Origin of the sequence: Streptococcus sp. 20925_1_77 (assembly GCF_041432125.1) — a bacterium.
GTDB lineage: Bacteria > Bacillota > Bacilli > Lactobacillales > Streptococcaceae > Streptococcus.
Genome location: NZ_JAPVZB010000015.1, coordinates 22,116 through 39,053 on the forward strand (window position 1 = coordinate 22,116; position 16,938 = coordinate 39,053).

Annotated in this window: 18 protein-coding genes; 3 read left to right on the plus strand and 15 right to left on the minus strand. The window is 38.0% G+C overall.

The window, feature by feature from the left end; all coding sequences use genetic code 11:
• Window positions 1–14: 14 nt before the first annotated feature.
• The 7 genes from rplI to O3626_RS08305 all read right to left on the minus strand — a co-directional run bounded on the left by rplI (window position 15) and on the right by O3626_RS08305 (window position 7,660).
• Complete coding sequence (gene rplI / locus O3626_RS08275; RefSeq protein ID WP_003002156.1) at window positions 15–467, minus strand: 50S ribosomal protein L9; 453 nt, start codon at window positions 465–467, stop codon at window positions 15–17.
• Window positions 464–2,443 (minus strand): DHH family phosphoesterase, encoded by a 1,980-nt coding sequence (locus O3626_RS08280; protein WP_371496336.1) that lies wholly within the window; start codon window positions 2,441–2,443, stop codon window positions 464–466. The genes rplI and O3626_RS08280 overlap by 4 nt, the downstream gene beginning before the upstream one ends.
• A 195-nt stretch (window positions 2,444–2,638) precedes the next feature.
• Window positions 2,639–4,549, minus strand: coding sequence for a tRNA uridine-5-carboxymethylaminomethyl(34) synthesis enzyme MnmG (gene mnmG, locus O3626_RS08285; protein WP_003009189.1), 1,911 nt, complete (start codon window positions 4,547–4,549; stop codon window positions 2,639–2,641).
• A 10-nt stretch (window positions 4,550–4,559) separates the two neighbouring features.
• Complete coding sequence (locus O3626_RS08290) at window positions 4,560–5,015, minus strand: NUDIX hydrolase (protein WP_371496338.1); 456 nt, start codon at window positions 5,013–5,015, stop codon at window positions 4,560–4,562.
• Between the two features lie 142 nt (window positions 5,016–5,157).
• Window positions 5,158–5,772 (minus strand): MarC family protein, encoded by a 615-nt coding sequence (locus tag O3626_RS08295; protein ID WP_002894248.1) that lies wholly within the window; start codon window positions 5,770–5,772, stop codon window positions 5,158–5,160.
• 19 nt (window positions 5,773–5,791) lie between these two features.
• A complete protein-coding gene (gene mnmA, locus O3626_RS08300; protein ID WP_371496340.1) occupies window positions 5,792–6,913 on the minus strand; it encodes a tRNA 2-thiouridine(34) synthase MnmA in 1,122 nt (373 codons plus the stop codon).
• A 204-nt stretch (window positions 6,914–7,117) separates the two neighbouring features.
• On the minus strand, window positions 7,118–7,660 hold the full coding sequence (locus tag O3626_RS08305) for a LysM peptidoglycan-binding domain-containing protein (RefSeq protein WP_371496342.1): 543 nt from the start codon (window positions 7,658–7,660) through the stop codon (window positions 7,118–7,120).
• 228 nt (window positions 7,661–7,888) lie between these two features.
• On the opposite strand from O3626_RS08305, the gene sdaAB reads away from it, so the two are divergent.
• Genes sdaAB through O3626_RS08320 form a run of 3 tightly spaced genes read left to right on the plus strand, consistent with a single transcriptional unit; the run spans window position 7,889 to window position 10,073 of the window.
• Window positions 7,889–8,560: an L-serine ammonia-lyase, iron-sulfur-dependent subunit beta gene (sdaAB, locus tag O3626_RS08310; RefSeq protein WP_031574774.1), complete on the plus strand. Its 672-nt coding sequence runs from the start codon at window positions 7,889–7,891 to the stop codon at window positions 8,558–8,560.
• Window positions 8,561–8,569: 9 nt separating this feature from the next.
• Window positions 8,570–9,442: an L-serine ammonia-lyase, iron-sulfur-dependent, subunit alpha gene (sdaAA, locus tag O3626_RS08315; RefSeq protein ID WP_371496344.1), complete on the plus strand. Its 873-nt coding sequence runs from the start codon at window positions 8,570–8,572 to the stop codon at window positions 9,440–9,442.
• Window position 9,443: 1 nt separating this feature from the next.
• On the plus strand, window positions 9,444–10,073 hold the full coding sequence (locus O3626_RS08320) for an HAD hydrolase-like protein (protein WP_371496346.1): 630 nt from the start codon (window positions 9,444–9,446) through the stop codon (window positions 10,071–10,073).
• Window positions 10,074–10,097: 24 nt separating this feature from the next.
• Here O3626_RS08320 and O3626_RS08325 read toward each other — a convergent pair whose 3' ends face one another.
• The 8 genes from O3626_RS08325 to yfmF form a co-directional block, all read right to left on the minus strand.
• Complete coding sequence (locus O3626_RS08325; RefSeq protein ID WP_023919985.1) at window positions 10,098–10,739, minus strand: LysM peptidoglycan-binding domain-containing protein; 642 nt, start codon at window positions 10,737–10,739, stop codon at window positions 10,098–10,100.
• Between the two features lie 157 nt (window positions 10,740–10,896).
• Window positions 10,897–11,694 (minus strand): energy-coupling factor transporter transmembrane protein EcfT, encoded by a 798-nt coding sequence (locus tag O3626_RS08330; RefSeq protein WP_371496349.1) that lies wholly within the window; start codon window positions 11,692–11,694, stop codon window positions 10,897–10,899.
• Window positions 11,687–12,529, minus strand: a complete 843-nt coding sequence (locus O3626_RS08335; protein WP_371496351.1) for an energy-coupling factor transporter ATPase — start codon at window positions 12,527–12,529, stop codon at window positions 11,687–11,689. The genes O3626_RS08330 and O3626_RS08335 overlap by 8 nt, the downstream gene beginning before the upstream one ends.
• Window positions 12,514–13,338, minus strand: a complete 825-nt coding sequence (locus O3626_RS08340; protein WP_371496353.1) for an energy-coupling factor ABC transporter ATP-binding protein — start codon at window positions 13,336–13,338, stop codon at window positions 12,514–12,516. Before O3626_RS08340 ends, O3626_RS08335 begins: the two co-directional genes overlap by 16 nt.
• Complete coding sequence (gene pgsA, locus O3626_RS08345) at window positions 13,339–13,878, minus strand: CDP-diacylglycerol--glycerol-3-phosphate 3-phosphatidyltransferase (protein WP_371496355.1); 540 nt, start codon at window positions 13,876–13,878, stop codon at window positions 13,339–13,341.
• A gap of 39 nt (window positions 13,879–13,917) precedes the next feature.
• A complete protein-coding gene (locus O3626_RS08350; protein WP_371496357.1) occupies window positions 13,918–14,316 on the minus strand; it encodes a helix-turn-helix domain-containing protein in 399 nt (132 codons plus the stop codon).
• A 26-nt stretch (window positions 14,317–14,342) separates the two neighbouring features.
• On the minus strand, window positions 14,343–15,617 hold the full coding sequence (gene yfmH, locus O3626_RS08355) for an EF-P 5-aminopentanol modification-associated protein YfmH (RefSeq protein ID WP_371496359.1): 1,275 nt from the start codon (window positions 15,615–15,617) through the stop codon (window positions 14,343–14,345).
• Between the two features lie 8 nt (window positions 15,618–15,625).
• Entirely contained in the window at window positions 15,626–16,873 is a 1,248-nt protein-coding gene (gene yfmF, locus O3626_RS08360; RefSeq protein ID WP_371496361.1) for an EF-P 5-aminopentanol modification-associated protein YfmF, read from the minus strand.
• Between the last annotated feature and the right edge of the window lie 65 nt (window positions 16,874–16,938).

A 16,938-nucleotide genomic window follows, 5' to 3' on the forward strand; every position in this document is an offset into this window, starting at 1 on the left:
TCTATCGATCGTGTTTACCCTTCGTTTACACGAATATTAATCACACCTGTAACATCTTGATAAATTTTTACAGGGACGTCAATCAAACCTGTTGAACGAATTGGAGAGGAAACTTGGATATGACGTTTATCAATCTTAATGCCAAATTGTTTCTCAAGTTCTTCTGCAATCTTTTTATTGGTAATAGAGCCGAAAGTACGGCCATCTGGCCCAATTTTTTCCGTGAATTGAACAACAGTTGCTTCTTCTTCTAATTTCGCTTTAATCTTTTGCGCTTCTGCTAACAATTCAGCATGCGCTTTTTCTTCTGACTTTTGCTTTCCACGAAGTTCACCGATTGCTTGGGCATTGGCTTCTTTCGCAAGATTTTTCTTGATCAAAAAGTTTTGTGCATAACCAGTAGGCACTTCTTTAATTTCGCCTTTTTTACCTTTACCTTTTACATCCGCTAAGAAAATAACTTTCATTCTACATTCTCCTTTTCAATAGTTACTTCGTTCTCAATAGTCTCAATCAGTTGTTGACGAATACTCATCAAATCTTGACCCTCAATTTGAGAGGCTGCCGAGTTGAAATGACCTCCTCCGCCAAGCTGTTCCATGATACGCTGTACATTGACTTTGCTTCGACTTCGTGCAGAAATCGAGACAGTCCCACTTTGATTACAAGCAATGACAAAGGTTGCTTCCACCTCAGACATGGCCAGCATACTATCAGCTGCTTTACTAATAGTTACTGAATCATAGGCTTTAGTCGTATTGGCACAAGCTACGATGATATGTGGCAAAATCTTTTCACCAGTCAAGATCAGTTCGTTCACTTCGCGGTACTCATCAAACTGAATCGCAGAGATCTCCTGGATGGTTACACTATCACTACCTCTTGAACGAAGGTAACTCGCCACATCAAAGGTCCGACTCGTAACCCGTGCGGAGAAGTTCTTAGTATCCAGCATAATCCCAGCCATCAAGACACTAGCTTGAATCTTCGTTAACCGATTTTTCTTCGACTTCTGGAACTGAATCAGTTCACTAACCAATTCGCTCGCACTACTTGCTCCACTTTCAATATAGGTGATCAGAACATTTTCAGGGAAATCATCATCCCGACGGTGATGGTCAATGACAATAATCTGTTGAAATTCCTGATAAAACTGTTTTGAAAGAGTCAAGGCTGTCTTAGAATGGTCAACCATAATTAACAAAGAGCGATCCGTCACCATGTGCATGGCTTCCTCTAGGGGAAGGATTTTCGTCACCTGCTCTTCTTCTAGTTTCGCAATTGCTCTTGAAATATCACTAGCCATTGCATGCGGGTCATAGACCACATAAGAGGAAGCCAAAATATTGCTAGAGAAAAACTGCATTCCCACAGACGCTCCTAAAGCGTCCATATCCAAGTTTCTATGCCCAATAATGAAAACTTGATCAACGGATTTAATCTTATCCGAAATAGCTGTCATCATAGCGCGTGTGCGAGTCCGAGTCCGCTTCACAGCTGAAGCTGTTCCCCCACCAAAGAAAATAGGGTTTTTCTGTTCATCATTTTCCTTGACAACTGCTTGATCCCCACCACGAACTTCCGCAAGGTTTAGGTTCAAGAGAGCCACTTTACCAATCTCATCATGCTCCCCGTCACCGTACGAGAATCCCATACTTAAGGTAATAGGTAGCTCACGATTTTTGGCTTCTTCACGGAATTGATCGATGACTGAAAATTTTGATTCCATCAAGTGTTCTAAGACCGTGTAGTCTGTAAACAAATAGAAACGATCCATCCCCACACGTCTGTAAAACATATGGTAATGAGCTGTAAACTCTTCTACAAAGTTGGCAATAAAACTATTGATATTGCTAATATCAGAGTCTGAAATGACATCTTCTAGATCATCATAGTTATCAACAGAAATAATACCGATAACGGGACGAGTTGTCACCAATCCCACAGTTGCTTCATACTCACTTGAAACATCAAAAAAGTAAACAACACTAGACGTCTGATCAAAGTAAACAGAATATTTCTTATCGGCTACAGTGACATAATGTCCTTTATCCTCAAACAAAGTATTGAGTAACTTTTTCAATGATTCAACATCAAAGTCCCCATCATCTGTTGAAAAAATCAATTCAGCATAAGGGTTGAACCACTCTACTTCATTTGACTCTTCATTAATTTTGATAACTCCAACAGGCATTTTATCAAGGAGGGATGCTAATCCGCTTTCTGCCTGATGGTTAACATATTGTATTTGTTCTAATTCATCTAACTCTGAAATTTGTAACTGGTATTCAAATAAAGCAATCAATCCAGCTAAGACTAAAAAAATTGCAATGAGAGTTACATAGCCTTTGCCAAAGATTCTTAAAAAAATTGCTAAAATTGCAAATGAAATAAAACCAATTAACACATAATGGATGAACGATAAACGAAATTTTTTCATCATAAACCTCTTCTCGGAATTATACCATAAATAGAGGTAAAAAGCGAGGTTTCTCTCTATATTACAGAGAAGATCGACCAGTAAAAAGCTCTTCCTCCGCTTCACTACTTTGTAAACAACGTTTACAACTATGTAAACAGTAACAACAAATTTCAATCCATAAAATTGAGGCTGAAACATCATCTCAGCCCCATTTTATTAGTGGTTTGCTTTGTTTTTGGAGATACTCCGAGATTTACCTTCCAAGTAAACCATTAAAATAGAGATATCCGCTGGATTGACACCTGAGATACGACTTGCTTGACCAATCGTTTCTGGATTAATTAATTTAAATTTTTGACGCGCTTCGGTTGCGATGGAGTCAATATCATCCCAGTCAATATTCGCAGGAATTCGTTTTTCTTCCATACGCTTCATTTTTTCGACTTGGTCCATTGCTTTTGAAATATAGCCTTCGTATTTAATTTCAGTTTCAATCAATTCAATGATTTTATCATCCAGTTCTTCAGCTGCAGGACCGATAAATTCTACCACATCTTGGTAAGAGACTTCTGGTCGTCGCAAGAATTCTTTAGCAGTGACAGCATCTGTCAATGGTTTAAAGCCCATTGCAGCAACCTTCTCATTGGTTTCCTTTACAGGCTTTAACTTAATGCTATCCAAACGCTTCATCTCGTTTTCAAACTGATACTTCTTGGTTTCGAAACGTTGCCAACGTTCATCATCTACCAATCCAATTGCTCGTCCCATTTCTGTCAAGCGCATATCTGCATTGTCATGACGCAAAATCAGACGGTATTCTGCACGGCTTGTTAACAAACGATACGGTTCGATCGTTCCCTTTGTTACCAAATCATCGATCATGACCCCAATATAACCATCACTGCGTTTCAAAATGAGTTCCGGTTTTCCTTGGATTTTTAGAGCCGCATTGATCCCTGCAATAATTCCTTGACCAGCGGCCTCCTCATAGCCTGATGTTCCATTGGTTTGACCAGCTGTAAAGAGACCTGAAATTTTCTTGGTTTCCAAAGTTGCGCGTAATTGATGAGGCAAAACCATATCATACTCAATCGCATAACCCGTTCGCATCATTTCTGCCTTCTCAAGTCCCTTAATAGAATGGACGAGATCCCGTTGAACATCCTCTGGTAAACTCGTTGACAGCCCTTGAACATAGACTTCTTCTGTATTTCGTCCCTCAGGTTCTAAGAATAGTTGATGACGCTCTTTGTCAGCAAAACGGACAATTTTATCCTCAATGGACGGACAATAGCGAGGACCCACTCCCTTTACAACCCCTGTAAACATAGGTGCCCGGTGTAAATTATTCTGGATAATTTCATGGCTATGCCCATTCGTGTAAGTCAACCAACAAGGAACCTGATCCTTTACATAATCTTCATCACGCGATGTATAAGAAAAATGATTTGGAGCTTCATCTCCAGGTTGAATTTCCGTTTCGTCATAGTTAATTGACGATGCCTTTACACGAGGTGGCGTCCCTGTTTTGAAACGTCCAATTTCTAATCCTAGCTGTTTGAGATTGTCGGCCAAATTGATAGAAGCTAGACTATGATTAGGTCCTGATGAATACTTGAGATCTCCAATGATAATTTCTCCGCGTAAAGCTGTCCCAGTAGTGACAATAACAGCCTTTGCCCCATACTCTTGGTGAGTCGCAGTCCTTACACCAACAACCTTACCATTCTCCACCAAAATCTCATCAATCATAGTTTGGCGAAGAGTTAAATTTTCTTGGTTTTCAACCGTTTTCCGCATTTCTTTTGAGTAAAGTTCTTTGTCTGCTTGAGCCCGAAGTGCACGAACCGCAGGACCTTTACCAGTATTGAGCATTTTCATTTGGATGTAGGTCTTGTCGATATTCTTCGCCATTTCTCCACCGAGGGCATCGACTTCACGCACGACAATTCCCTTAGCAGAACCACCAATAGAGGGATTACAAGGCATAAAAGCCAGCATTTCAATGTTAATAGTCGCAAGTAAGACCTTACAACCCATACGGCTAGCAGCTAGAGAGGCTTCTACTCCCGCATGCCCCGCACCGATTACAATGATATCGTATTCTTCTATAAAGTTATAATTCATTCTATTTCTCCTATTTATCAAGATGGATGTGTCGTAATTTTCCGTCCCAGTCTGGTAGGGCTGATTTTAAAAAAGCCGGTTTCAGGTCAACAGTATGTAAATCATCTAAAGCAATCCAACGACAAGGTAATTGCTTTGTATCTTCCTGCATGACCAAAGGTGCATCTTCCAGCAAGTCCACAAAATAATGAAATTCAATGTTATGGTAGTGGATTCCAGCTTGTTCAAAGTGATTTTCAACCACGAAAGCTAGTGGACCTGCTTTAGATGTAACACCAAGTTCCTCTTTGACTTCCCGAACTACAGCATCTTCTGTAGTTTCATTGACTTGAATAGCACCTCCGATTGTATAACAGCCGTCCTCATCTTCTATGACGAACAAGCGATTATCTTTTACAATCAAAGCAGTCGCTCTCACACCAAAAACAGTAGAACCTATTTTCGTCCGAAAATCCTGTTGCCTCATTTTACTTCCTTTCGAAATCACACAAAAATAGTCAAAACTCTGAGAAGTGCAGGACAAAAAAGCCTACAACATCCATGAGCTTTGACCATCATGACTATTGTTAAAGTTATTTTATCAAATCAAATCGTTTTGTCAATGCAAATCACTGTTTGAGCAAGGTCTGCACACTGACGATAATCATCTGTATTCCTATCGAGAATAGTAAAAGTCCCATCATTTTCGTTATAATTTTCATCAAATTTTCTCCCAAGAAGCCTGCAATTTGTTTTGCACTTCTTAACAGGAGATAAGTGATGACACATAGTAGAGCAAAAGCAACTACGGTTATCAGTTGATTCTGCAAACCTCCATTAGCCAAACTTAAAGCAGTTGTAATTGTACCTGGTCCCGCAAAAAGTGGCATTGCAAGAGGAGAAATAGCAATAGACATTGGATCTGAATTTACTGCTTGCTGCTCCATTCCTTTATAGCTGGGTGAATGATTACCATTAATCATATGATAACCGATAACGGCCACTAATATTCCACCAGCAATTCTGAAAGAAACAATTGTAATTCCAAATACTTTAAAAATGAAATCTCCTGAAAAGATAAAAACAGTTACAATAACAAAGGCAATCAAAAGACTCCTAAAAGCAATTTTTCGTGAAATTTTTTGACTATCATCTGCTACTAAAGCCATGTAAGCAGGAAGATTTGAAATTGGGTTCATTATAGCGAAAAATGCCATAAATGCATAAAAAAATTGAGAACTCATCGTTTTTACTTAACTCCAGTTAGACATACTGACAAACTTTTCCGTCTTTATACGATTGGTCAATAATACCGCCGCCCAAACATTCCTGACCATCATAGAAAACAACGGCTTGACCAGGTGTAATAGCACGCTGAGGTTCAGCAAAAATAACCTCTGCTTTATCACCTTTAACCTTTACAGTAACTTTGCTATCAGGTTGACGATAGCGGAACTTAGCTGTACATTCTAACGTAAACTCTTCTGGCATCTCTCGTGTAAAGTGAACTTGACTAGCCTGTAAACTTGTTGACATCAATGCTTCATGATAGAAGCCTTGACCAACATAAAGAATATTTTGACTGAGGTCTTTACCAACTACAAACCATGGAGCATTATCTCCACCTTTTTGGCCACCAATACCCATACCACCACGTTGACCAATGGTATAATACATGAGTCCGTTGTGTTCACCCATATCACGACCATCGACAGTCATCATACGACCTTTTTGAGCTGGTAAGTATTGACTAAGAAACTCTTTAAAGTTTTTCTCACCAATAAAACATATTCCTGTTGAATCTTTTTTCTTGGCTGTTGCAAGACCTGCACGTTCAGCAATCTCACGAACTTCTGGCTTTTGTAGATGTCCTAAAGGAAACATCGTTTTCTGCAACTGCTCTTGCGAAAGTTGACTAAGGAAGTAGGTTTGATCTTTATTGTTATCTGCACCACGCAACATATGAACAATGCCGTCTTCATCGCGAACAACTTGAGCATAATGTCCTGTAGCTACATAATCCGCTCCCAATGTCATCGCATAATCTAAGAAAGCCTTAAATTTGATTTCCTTATTACACATAACATCTGGATTAGGGGTACGGCCTGCACGGTACTCTGCTAAGAAATACTCAAATACACGATCCCAATATTCTTTCTCAAAGTTGACAGAATAGTAAGGAATGCCAATCTGGTCTGCAACTGCTGCTACATCTTTGTAATCCTCTGTAGCTGTACAGACACCATTTTCGTCTGTGTCGTCCCAGTTTTTCATGAAGATGCCGATGACATCGTAACCCTGTTGCTTTAACAACAAAGCCGTTACAGATGAATCGACACCGCCACTCATACCAACAACAACACGTGTTTTCGAGTTATCACTCATAGGTTTCTCCCATCTTTTCGTTACTCACGATTGAAGGTCGTGGTTTGCTTCAACGATTGAAGGTCGTTTTGAGCAGTTACCATTTTAACACGCTTTATAGAAGAAAACAAGCATTTGACCGCCCTAGTCCTCGCTAATTAATGATACGTTTACAGAGCTGTAAATTTAAAAAGAGTCCTATTCAAGAACTCTTTTTAAACGAATTTAATACCAGCCATTTGCTAACCAGAAATTTTTAGCTGCTGACCATGATCCATAACGGTTGACAACGTATTGATTGGCCACTTTTTCTTGGTTTGCAGGTGATAAATCACCATTCAAATATGTGAGAGTTAATTGGTAACGACCATAATATTGGCCATTTTGTGCTGTATAACTGCCACTTGATTCTTTTTGGGCAATCCATTCCTTAGCAGCTGCATCTTCTGCACTCAAGCCATCTGAAGCAGAGACAGTCGTTGTTGCTTGTGTAGCATCAGTTTTACTTGTAGTAGCTTGCTCCTCAGTCTTTTTCGTTATATTTGCACCTTCAATCTCAAGAACTTGACCAACTGAGATGAGGTTCACGTTACTAATCTTATTTTTCTTAGCAATTGCATCAACCGTTGTGTTCTTCTCTTTAGCAATAGCAGATAAAGTATCACCTGATTTTACAGTATAAGTATCTGCATTCGCTGCAATTGGAAAGAAAAGTCCTGCAAGTAAACTAAGTCCAATCATACGTTTTATCATTTGTTTTTTATTCATTATTATGTACTCCTTTATTGGTATACCTCTATACTACACAAGAAATATTTCATATTTATTGAAATTATATGTCAAATATTTCATATAGATGTTAGAAATACTAAAGTTTAGATATAATATAAATGTTTTAAGTCTTGCTTAAGATTTCTCAGATATTTCGGGAAAAATAGAAGAAATCATCAGCCATATCTGATATAATGAAGTAAAGTGATCACAAAGGAGCAGAGCATGAACTCTTTAAAATTCCAATCAGTTTTTGATATTATTGGACCTGTGATGATTGGCCCATCCAGTAGTCACACTGCAGGTGCTGTTCGAATTGGTAAAATTGTTTCTTCTATATTTGGAGAGGAGCCAAAAGAGGTTGAGTTCCAATTATTTAATTCCTTTGCAAAAACCTATCGTGGTCATGGAACAGATTTAGCCTTAGTAGCTGGTATCTTAGGAATGGACACAGATGATCCTAGAATTCCAGATAGTCTAAAAATTGCACATGAACGAGGTATTCGGATTGTTTGGTCTATTCAAAAAGAGAGCAATGCTCCTCACCCCAATACAACAACCATTACTGTAAAAAATGACCATAAAACGATTTCTGTCACTGGAATCTCCATTGGTGGTGGGAATATACAGGTTACTGAGTTAAATGGCTTTGCCATCTCGCTAAATATGAATACTCCAACCATTATCATTGTACATCAAGACGTCCCTGGGATGATTGCTCATGTGACAGAAGCCCTTTCTCGCTATGATATTAACATTGCACAAATGAATGTGACGCGGGAAAAAGCTGGAGAAAAAGCGATTATGATTATAGAAGTTGACTCAAGGAGTTGTGAATCAGCTATCGAAGATATCCGTCAAATTCCTCATCTTCATAATGTCAACTTTTTCAAATAAGGAGTTCGTATGTTTTATTCAATTGTAGACCTCGTAGAACAAGCAAGCACGCAATACGAAGGAAACGTCGCAGAGTTAATGATTGCAACTGAATTTGAACTAACTGGTCGTGAACGCGAAGAAGTCCTCCAATTAATGACCCGGAATTTAGAAGTGATGATTGATTCTGTAAGGTTAGGGTTAAATGAAAATCACTCTCGTAGTGGATTAACTGGTGGAGATGCGACAAAATTAGATCGTTATATCAAATCAGGAAAAACTTTATCTGACTTGACCGTCTTAACCGCGGCGAAGAATGCTATCGCTGTCAACGAACACAATGCTAAAATGGGGCTGGTCTGTGCAACACCCACTGCAGGATCTGCTGGCTGTCTTCCTGCAGTTCTCACTGCGGCAACTCAAAAATTAGGGTTAAATCGTCAACAACAATTAGATTTTCTACTAACAGCTGGGGCTTTTGGGTTAGTGATCGCCAATAATGCTTCTATTTCAGGTGCAGAAGGTGGTTGTCAGGCAGAAGTCGGTTCTGCTTCAGCTATGAGCGCGGCTGCATTAACACTAGCTGCTGGGGGAACTCCTTATCAAGCGAGTCAAGCGGTCTGTTTTGTCATCAAAAACATGCTTGGGCTCATTTGTGATCCAGTAGCAGGGCTTGTGGAAGTCCCATGTGTCAAACGAAACGCAATGGGAGCCAGCTATGCCTTCATTGCTGCTGATATGGCCTTAGCAGGAATTGAATCAAAAATACCTGTTGATGAAGTTATTGACGCCATGTACCAAGTTGGTTCCAGTCTTCCAACTGCCTTTAGAGAAACAGCTGAAGGAGGATTGGCAGCAACACCAACCGGTCGAAGATTACAAAAAGAGATATTTGGAGAATAACATGCAAGCCTTATTTTTTGACTTAGACGGAACATTAGTTGACAGTTCCAAGGGAATTACAGAGAGCTTTCAACATACATTCGATACCTTGAAGGTTCCTCAACCCGATCTTAAAACCATCCGAAGTTTTATGGGACCACCTTTGATTTCTAGTTTTGAAGCTACTCTTCCTGAAGCTTTGGTAGATCAAGCTGTAACTATTTATCGTCAGTATTACCATGAAAAAGGTCAATACAAATCAACTCTATTTCCTCAGATCGTAGAAGTTTTGAAAGCATTACAAGACGAAAACATTCCTCTTTATGTAACCACTTCAAAACATGAACCGGTTGCTTTACAGATGTGTCAAGATTTAGGTATCGCTAAATACTTTAAAGGAATTTATGGATCCAATTCAGATCGTATCCACAAAGCCGATGTCATTCGATACGCCTTGTCAATCAATGATCTTCCAAAAGAAGAAACAGTCATTATTGGAGATACAAAATTTGACCTCATTGGAGGTCAAACAATTGGAATAAAAACTATGGCAGTCTCTTGGGGATTTGGAGATCTTGAAGAGCTACTTCTTTACTCACCAGATTTTATTTGTCATTCTCCACTTGAAATCCTAGAGACATTAAAAAAATAGGTTTACAAATTGTAAACCTATTTTTTAATAACCCCAAGCTGACAAACCTTGAGAGCTGTATGCATTATATGCTGCCTGGATTTGATCATCAACTGTTGCAGTTGAACCCCAACCTGGCATTGTTTGGAATAAACCACTTGCACCAGAAGCATTTGCTGCATTTACTTGACCATTTGATTCACGGGCAATAATTGCTTCCCAAGTAGAAGCAGGTACACCAGTCATTTCAGCCATACGAGCAGCTGCATAAGAACCTTGTTCCCCAGCAGTATTTCCATTTGATAGAACAATTCCACCATTTGTTGATTGTGCAGAAGTCACTGCAGCATTTGCTGCATAAGTTGTTTGTTTTTGAGCAGTTTGTGCTGCTGCAGGTGCACTTTCAGCAGGTTTCGCTTGCTCTTGTGGAGCAACTTTATCAATCATAGATTTTGAACGCTCACCTAACTCAATAATTTGTCCTGCATAGATCAAATCTTCATTGGTCAAATTGTTAGATGCAATAATATTTTCTACTGAAGTGTTATTTTCTAGTGCAATTTTTGATAGAGTATCTCCAGACTTCACTTCGTAAGTTTCAGCATTCACTGTAGCAATACCAGAAATGAAAAGCGATGCTGCTGAAAGTAGGGAAGTGACTGTCCATTGGAACTTTTTACTGTTCATGAATTCTATTCTCCTTTCGAACATAATTCTATCATACACACAAAATGTTACAGTTTATTGTAGAATATATTACAAATGTTACAAGAATATGTGAATTTAATGTAAAAAGCGCTTTGTATAGCGCTTTTTCCTTATTTTTGAACCAATACAACTAGCTTTATCCATTTTTTAGATAAAAAATCAACCCCATGAGGCACAGAATAATAAACAATGCTAGGGTATCTTTCACTCCCCACTGTAGACTCCGATAACGTGTTCGTCCTTCACCCCCTTTGTACCCTCTCGCTTCCATTGCAATCGCTAGTGCATCTGCACGTTTAAAGCTAGAGGCAAATAAAGGAATAAGGATCGGAATAAAGGAACGAATTCTTTTTAATAAATTTCCCTCTCCAAAATCAACACCACGCGCCCTTTGCGCATTCATGATTCGATTCGTATCATCCACTAAAGTTGGAACAAAGCGCAAACTCATAGATAGCATTAGCCCAATCTCATGAGCCGGAACCTTAATAATTTTTAGTGGTGTGAGGATCTTTTCAACAGCATCTGCTAAACTTAATGGTGTCGTTGTCACTGTTAAAATTGTCGAATAAAAAATGATTAAAATAAATCTACAAAATATGATGGCAGCCTGCGCCAATCCTTGATCTGTTAATTTAAAAAACCACCATTGATACAACAATGTTCCTTGAGAGGTAGCAAATAATTGGAAAACAGTTGTAAAAGCAATGATAAAAATCATTGATTTTAAGCCTTTGACATAAAAATTAACCGAAATCCTCGTTAAATACATTAAAACAAAGATGAAACCAAAGAGCAGAATATTGGTCTGCAAGTTATTGGCCCAAAAAAGAAGAAAAATGAACAAAAACATTGAGAGCAACTTCCCACGAGGATCCAGTTGATGAATGATGGAATTTCCAGGGATATACCGTCCTAAAATCATATTATTCATGAAGTAACAGCTCCTTTAGTTCCTCAATTTTGATTGGTAGTCTGTCTAGAGGAAGCCCCCTTTTTTTCAATTGAAGAGCAAAATTCGTAATTTGTGGGACTCCTAATTGAAGTTTTTGTAAATAATCAACCTGTTGAAACACTTCCCTTGGGGATCCGTTTAGGACAAGTTTTCCCGCTTCCAAAGCAAATACAGTATCAGCAAAGTTTGCTACATCATCCATCGTATGAGTCACCAAAACAAGAGTCATCCCATTTTTATGCAACCTCTCAAACAGCGCCATCAATTCCTTTCTCCCAGCAGGATCTAGGCCTGCTGTTGGCTCGTCCAATACTAAAATCTCTGGCTCTATGGCTAAAATACCCGCGATCGCAACCCGCCTCATTTGTCCACCAGATAATTCAAATGGACTTTTATCATAGATAGATTCTTCTAAACCAACGATCGCTAATTTTTCTTTGGCTATTTCCTCCGCTTTGTTCTTAGGTACCCCAAAATTCTGTGGTCCAAAGGCTACATCAGCTAGAACGGTTTCTGCAAATAACTGACTCTCTGGAAATTGAAAAACTAAGCCAACTTTTTTTCTCAAGTACTTCATTTCTTTTGGCTCAGAATGATTATCTAAAACAAAATCATCGAATTGAATCATTCCTTCAGTCGGACGAAGTAAACCATTTAGTAATTGTAACAAAGTGGACTTGCCACTACCAGTATGTCCAATGATGGCAGTATAAGAGCCATCCTGTATTTCCAAAGTGACGTCAGAAAGCGCTCGTCCTTCAAAAGGACTTCCCTCTTGATAAGTATAATAGACATTCTTTAAAGAAATTCCCATAGTTGGTCTAATAACTCACTTTCTGTTAAATAATCATGTTTTAGCGGGAAATGCGAGCTCAGAGATTCTTGGACTTGCTTACTAAACGGCTTATCCAGTCCAATCTCGTGCAGATCATTTCTTGAAAACAATTCCCTCGGCGTCATGGAAGACTCTAATGTTCCTTTTTGAAACACTAGGGTTCGATCACTTAGGGCGATTTCAGTTAAATCATGAGTAATGGAGATAATCGTTAATTGAAACTTTTTCTGGAGTTCCCGCATTACTGCCATTAGATCCTCTCGGCCTTCTGGATCTAACATACTAGTTGCTTCATCAAGGATAATAATAGTTGGTCGCAAGGCAATAATACCCGCTATGGCTACTCGTTGTTTTTGACCACCCGACAATCGAGAAGGTTCCCGATCTTTAAACTCTAGCATGCCTACTTGGTCAATAGCCTTCTCTACACGTTGAATCATTTCTTCCCGTGGAATTCCTTGATTTTCCAAGCCAAAGGCGACATCATCTTCCACTGTTGCACCGACAAATTGATTGTCCGGATTCTGAAATACAATCCCAATTTTACTGCGGATTTCCCATATAGTTTCACGAGTCAACTGTTGCCCATCAATATAAATCTCACCAGACTCAGGTTCTAAAAGACCATCCATCAAGCGTACAACGGTAGATTTCCCACTACCATTGTGCCCAACAATTGAAAGCCACTCCCCTTGTTTCACGTGAAACGAAACAGTGTCAATTTGATACTCTTCTATTGTTTTATCGTATCGAAAGGATACATTTTTTAGCTCTATAATATGTTTCATTTATTTAAATGTGTCTTTAAAGAGATAGCTACTTCCTTTAAAGTAGTCGTAACCAGAATAAATTGTGAAAATCAATGCGATATAAAGTAACACTTGCCCAGGAAGGGTCCAATGACAAAGCAAAAAGATAATAGCAAACATTTGGCTAAAGGTCTTAATTTTACCAGGCATGGCTGCAGCAAGAACTGTACCACCCGTCTCAACAAGTAGAAGACGCAAACCGGTGACAGCTAACTCACGACAAATGATAACGGCTGCAATCCAAGCAGGAACCATCTTTAATTCAATCATCATGATAAAGGCTGACATGACCAATAATTTATCTGCCATTGGATCGGCAAATTTCCCAAAATTACTAACTACATTCCATTTTCGTGCAAGGAAGCCATCTAAATAATCTGTAATACTTGCAATTGCAAAAATAACTGCTGCTATAATATGTCCTAGATAAGAGTGAGTTAAACTTAAAATGGCAATAAAAATAGGAATCATTACAACTCGAATTAATGTCAATGCATTAGGAATATTTTCTTTTTTCATATTTCCTCCAAAAATAAACTATCTTTACAGCTATTTTACTCATGCTGTAAACTTATAAAAATATACGATATAAATCACAAAACTAAGAATAGCAAAGCTAACTAGCAGATAATACAGGATTGGTAACCAGCTTGTTTTCTGCCTTAATTTTCTTGAATGAAGCTCTTCATCATTTACAAGTATTTCTTCATCAAATAACAATTCTTTTCCTTCATGAAAAGCTGTCAATAGGATGGACTCATCTAATCCCAAAGCCCATGATAACTTTTTAAGATAGATCTGGGCGTAAAAGGGACTCGGTAGTAGATCAAACTCATCGTTTTCCAACGCTTCTATATAAGGAATTTCGATGGCTGTCTTATTTGAAACATCCTGTAAACTTAAGTGTAAATTTACTCTTGACAATCTTAACACTTGACCAATCGATCTCTTCTTCATGTTTTCCCTTCTTGATACATTGTTTACTACTTTTGAAAAATCATATAGTCAACCATTTCAGCCTGGTCGATGAACTGACGACCTAATTTGATGATATCTTGTAAACTAATACCTTGTAAAATCTTTGGAAGATCATAAGAAGTGCTACCGTCTGAAAAATATTCAAACTGAGTTGCACTATACTCAAGCGAATTTAAACCTTGTAAGAAATCACCAAACATTTCGCTTTTAATCGTATCTAAATGTTCCTGATTCACATCCGGATCCTTATCAAATTGTTTAATAGCTGATCTAAATTGATGAGATAAGGAGACCGGTTCTTGAGTATCCATTGTCAAGACGACGAAATGAAACAATTCTTCAACCTCCACCTCAAGTGTCAATGAGTTGTCAATTTTCCCAGCTTCATATAAATTTTGAAACCGTTGTGAGGTCCAACCAAACATCATCGAAAATAGTAATTTTAACATTAATTTATAGCGAAATTTTTCCTCTTCCTTAATGATATCATTTCCTCGAATTCCAATTGCCAACTTAGGAGTAGCAACTTCCATTCTACAGGATTGATTCAATTTCACTTCATTTTTTTCTACAGGAAAACGTTCTAACTCAATAGAAGGATGAGGTGGAGTCAGATCATATTCCTTCACTACTTGCAATACTTCATCAACATCAAAATTTCCGATCACTAATAAGTGCATTTGAGAGGGATGATAGAATAGGTCAAAGTTTTCACGGAGATTATCTATTGTAATGTTAGAAATAGATTCCCTCGTCCCAGCAATATCGTCTGCTAACGGTGTCTCAGGATATAAATTTTCTAAAGCACCAAAAAATAATCGATAGTCTGGACTATCTTGATACATTCCAATCTCTTGTTGAATGATTTCTCTTTCCTTAGATACAGATTTTTCTGTAAAGGAAGCTTTTGAAACCATCTCCAATAACAATTGAATATTTTCAGGGACTTTTGAAGTTGTCGAGAAAAGATAACTTGTCTTTGTAAAGCTTGTAAAGGCATTGCTTTCCGATCCTAAATGAACGAATTTTTTTAGATAATCTTGGCCTTTTTCATCTTCGAACACTTTATGTTCGAGAAAATGAGCAATTCCTGCAGGATATTTTCTTTCATCCCCATTCACTAGAATTCGTGTGTCCACTGAACCAAACTTAGTTGTGATCATTCCATAAGTTTCATAATAATCTTCTTTTGGAACTAAATGAATGGTCAACCCGTTTGACAAGCGTGTAAAGTAAACCTGCTCACCAACTGATTCATAATATTTTTCTTTAATTTTCAATCTTTACACTACTTTCCTTCCATAAAATAAACAGACTGTAAATTAATTGTTTTTGCCGTTTCAATAATTTCCTCTCTACTAACCTTATTGATAGATTCTAACCATTCTTCTAAGGAAAGTACCTTCGTTCCTAGGATCGTTTTCAGATATTCCCTTTCAATCAAGGTATTTTGTCGATCCTGTGCTAATAAGGTCGTATTCACCAACATTTCTTTTGTCAATCGAAGCTCTGAATCTGTAAACTTACCTCGTTTTAAATCATTCAACTGTCGCATAATCAAGGTCATTACTTTAGTACGAGATTCCTTATCGATACCTGCAAAAACTCTCATAAAGCCTGTGAAAATATCAAAATGGCTAGAGATGGTGTAAGCGAGACCTTCTTTCTCACGAATTGTTTGAAAAAGTCTTGAATGTGAGAATGCTCCCAGCATCCCATTCAATACAACAAGTGGAATATGGAGAGAGTCTCCATACTGGGTAGAGAAATGGTAACCTAATTCTAAAATAGATTGTTGATTTTGTTTTTGCTCTAACTTTTCTCTAACGACATTTGTAAAAGGTTGTTGATAGTTGACAGATAAATGGTTATCACGTGGCTTGAATTCAAAACTATTCACTCGATCAACAATAGCGACTTCATTAAAATCGCCTATGAAAAAGAAGTCAATGTTATCGAAATGAAGCATCTGATGAAACTGTGAAAGAGAAGTTTGAGCTGTCTCTTGTCTCACTAAATCAACTTTTCCCAATCTTGACATCCCGATTGTTTCGTCTTCAAAAAATAGTTGATTCAATTGCCCATGGGCATAATAATACGGCTCTTCAATTTCCGACTCCAAATCGGAAATCGTATTTTTCTTTTCAACCTCAAATGTATCACTGTCAAAGTAATCTGCTACTACCAAAGGTGAAAAGAAGATGATTTCTATAATGTCCAAAACCTCATCAGTAAGAACATTTTTTTTGCTCAAAAAATCATCGCGCACAAAGGAAATATTCAAATCAACATAATGAACACGCCCCCTCTTAGAGACTGAGGTTGACAATTCTACTCCGTATAGACTCGCTAATTTTTCACGGAATAATTGTGAAGTTGGATATTTTTGATTTGCAGTTTCCATCATACAGGCTACTAAAACACGCGCAGCCACGGTATTTTCATCTAATGGCGATGAAAAACGGACCTTAATTTTATTGGTTTTAAATTTTTTTGATTGAAGAAAGTGAAGATTCACGCCCTTTACTAATTCCATTTTCATCCTCGTTCTACTCAATAGTAACTTTCATTATAACACGAAATCACACTAAAATCCTAATT

Excerpts from the sequence above, each read along its gene's own strand:
- O3626_RS08295 (WP_002894248.1), bottom strand. The coding sequence starts at position 5,772 with ATGAGTTCTCAATTTTTTTATGCATTTATGGCATTTTTCGCTATAATG.
- yfmF (WP_371496361.1), bottom strand. The coding sequence starts at position 16,873 with ATGGAATTAGTAAAGGGCGTGAATCTTCACTTTCTTCAATCAAAAAAA.
- sdaAA (WP_371496344.1), top strand. The coding sequence starts at position 8,570 with ATGTTTTATTCAATTGTAGACCTCGTAGAACAAGCAAGCACGCAATAC.
- sdaAB (WP_031574774.1), top strand. The coding sequence starts at position 7,889 with ATGAACTCTTTAAAATTCCAATCAGTTTTTGATATTATTGGACCTGTG.
- pgsA (WP_371496355.1), bottom strand. The coding sequence starts at position 13,878 with ATGAAAAAAGAAAATATTCCTAATGCATTGACATTAATTCGAGTTGTA.
- O3626_RS08280 (WP_371496336.1), bottom strand. The coding sequence starts at position 2,443 with ATGATGAAAAAATTTCGTTTATCGTTCATCCATTATGTGTTAATTGGT.
- O3626_RS08330 (WP_371496349.1), bottom strand. The coding sequence starts at position 11,694 with ATGAATAATATGATTTTAGGACGGTATATCCCTGGAAATTCCATCATT.
- O3626_RS08320 (WP_371496346.1), top strand. The coding sequence starts at position 9,444 with ATGCAAGCCTTATTTTTTGACTTAGACGGAACATTAGTTGACAGTTCC.
- O3626_RS08340 (WP_371496353.1), bottom strand. The coding sequence starts at position 13,338 with ATGAAACATATTATAGAGCTAAAAAATGTATCCTTTCGATACGATAAA.
- O3626_RS08305 (WP_371496342.1), bottom strand. The coding sequence starts at position 7,660 with ATGAATAAAAAACAAATGATAAAACGTATGATTGGACTTAGTTTACTT.
- O3626_RS08325 (WP_023919985.1), bottom strand. The coding sequence starts at position 10,739 with ATGAACAGTAAAAAGTTCCAATGGACAGTCACTTCCCTACTTTCAGCA.
- O3626_RS08290 (WP_371496338.1), bottom strand. The coding sequence starts at position 5,015 with ATGAGGCAACAGGATTTTCGGACGAAAATAGGTTCTACTGTTTTTGGT.
- O3626_RS08335 (WP_371496351.1), bottom strand. The coding sequence starts at position 12,529 with ATGGGAATTTCTTTAAAGAATGTCTATTATACTTATCAAGAGGGAAGT.
- O3626_RS08350 (WP_371496357.1), bottom strand. The coding sequence starts at position 14,316 with ATGAAGAAGAGATCGATTGGTCAAGTGTTAAGATTGTCAAGAGTAAAT.
- rplI (WP_003002156.1), bottom strand. The coding sequence starts at position 467 with ATGAAAGTTATTTTCTTAGCGGATGTAAAAGGTAAAGGTAAAAAAGGC.
- mnmA (WP_371496340.1), bottom strand. The coding sequence starts at position 6,913 with ATGAGTGATAACTCGAAAACACGTGTTGTTGTTGGTATGAGTGGCGGT.
- mnmG (WP_003009189.1), bottom strand. The coding sequence starts at position 4,549 with ATGAATTATAACTTTATAGAAGAATACGATATCATTGTAATCGGTGCG.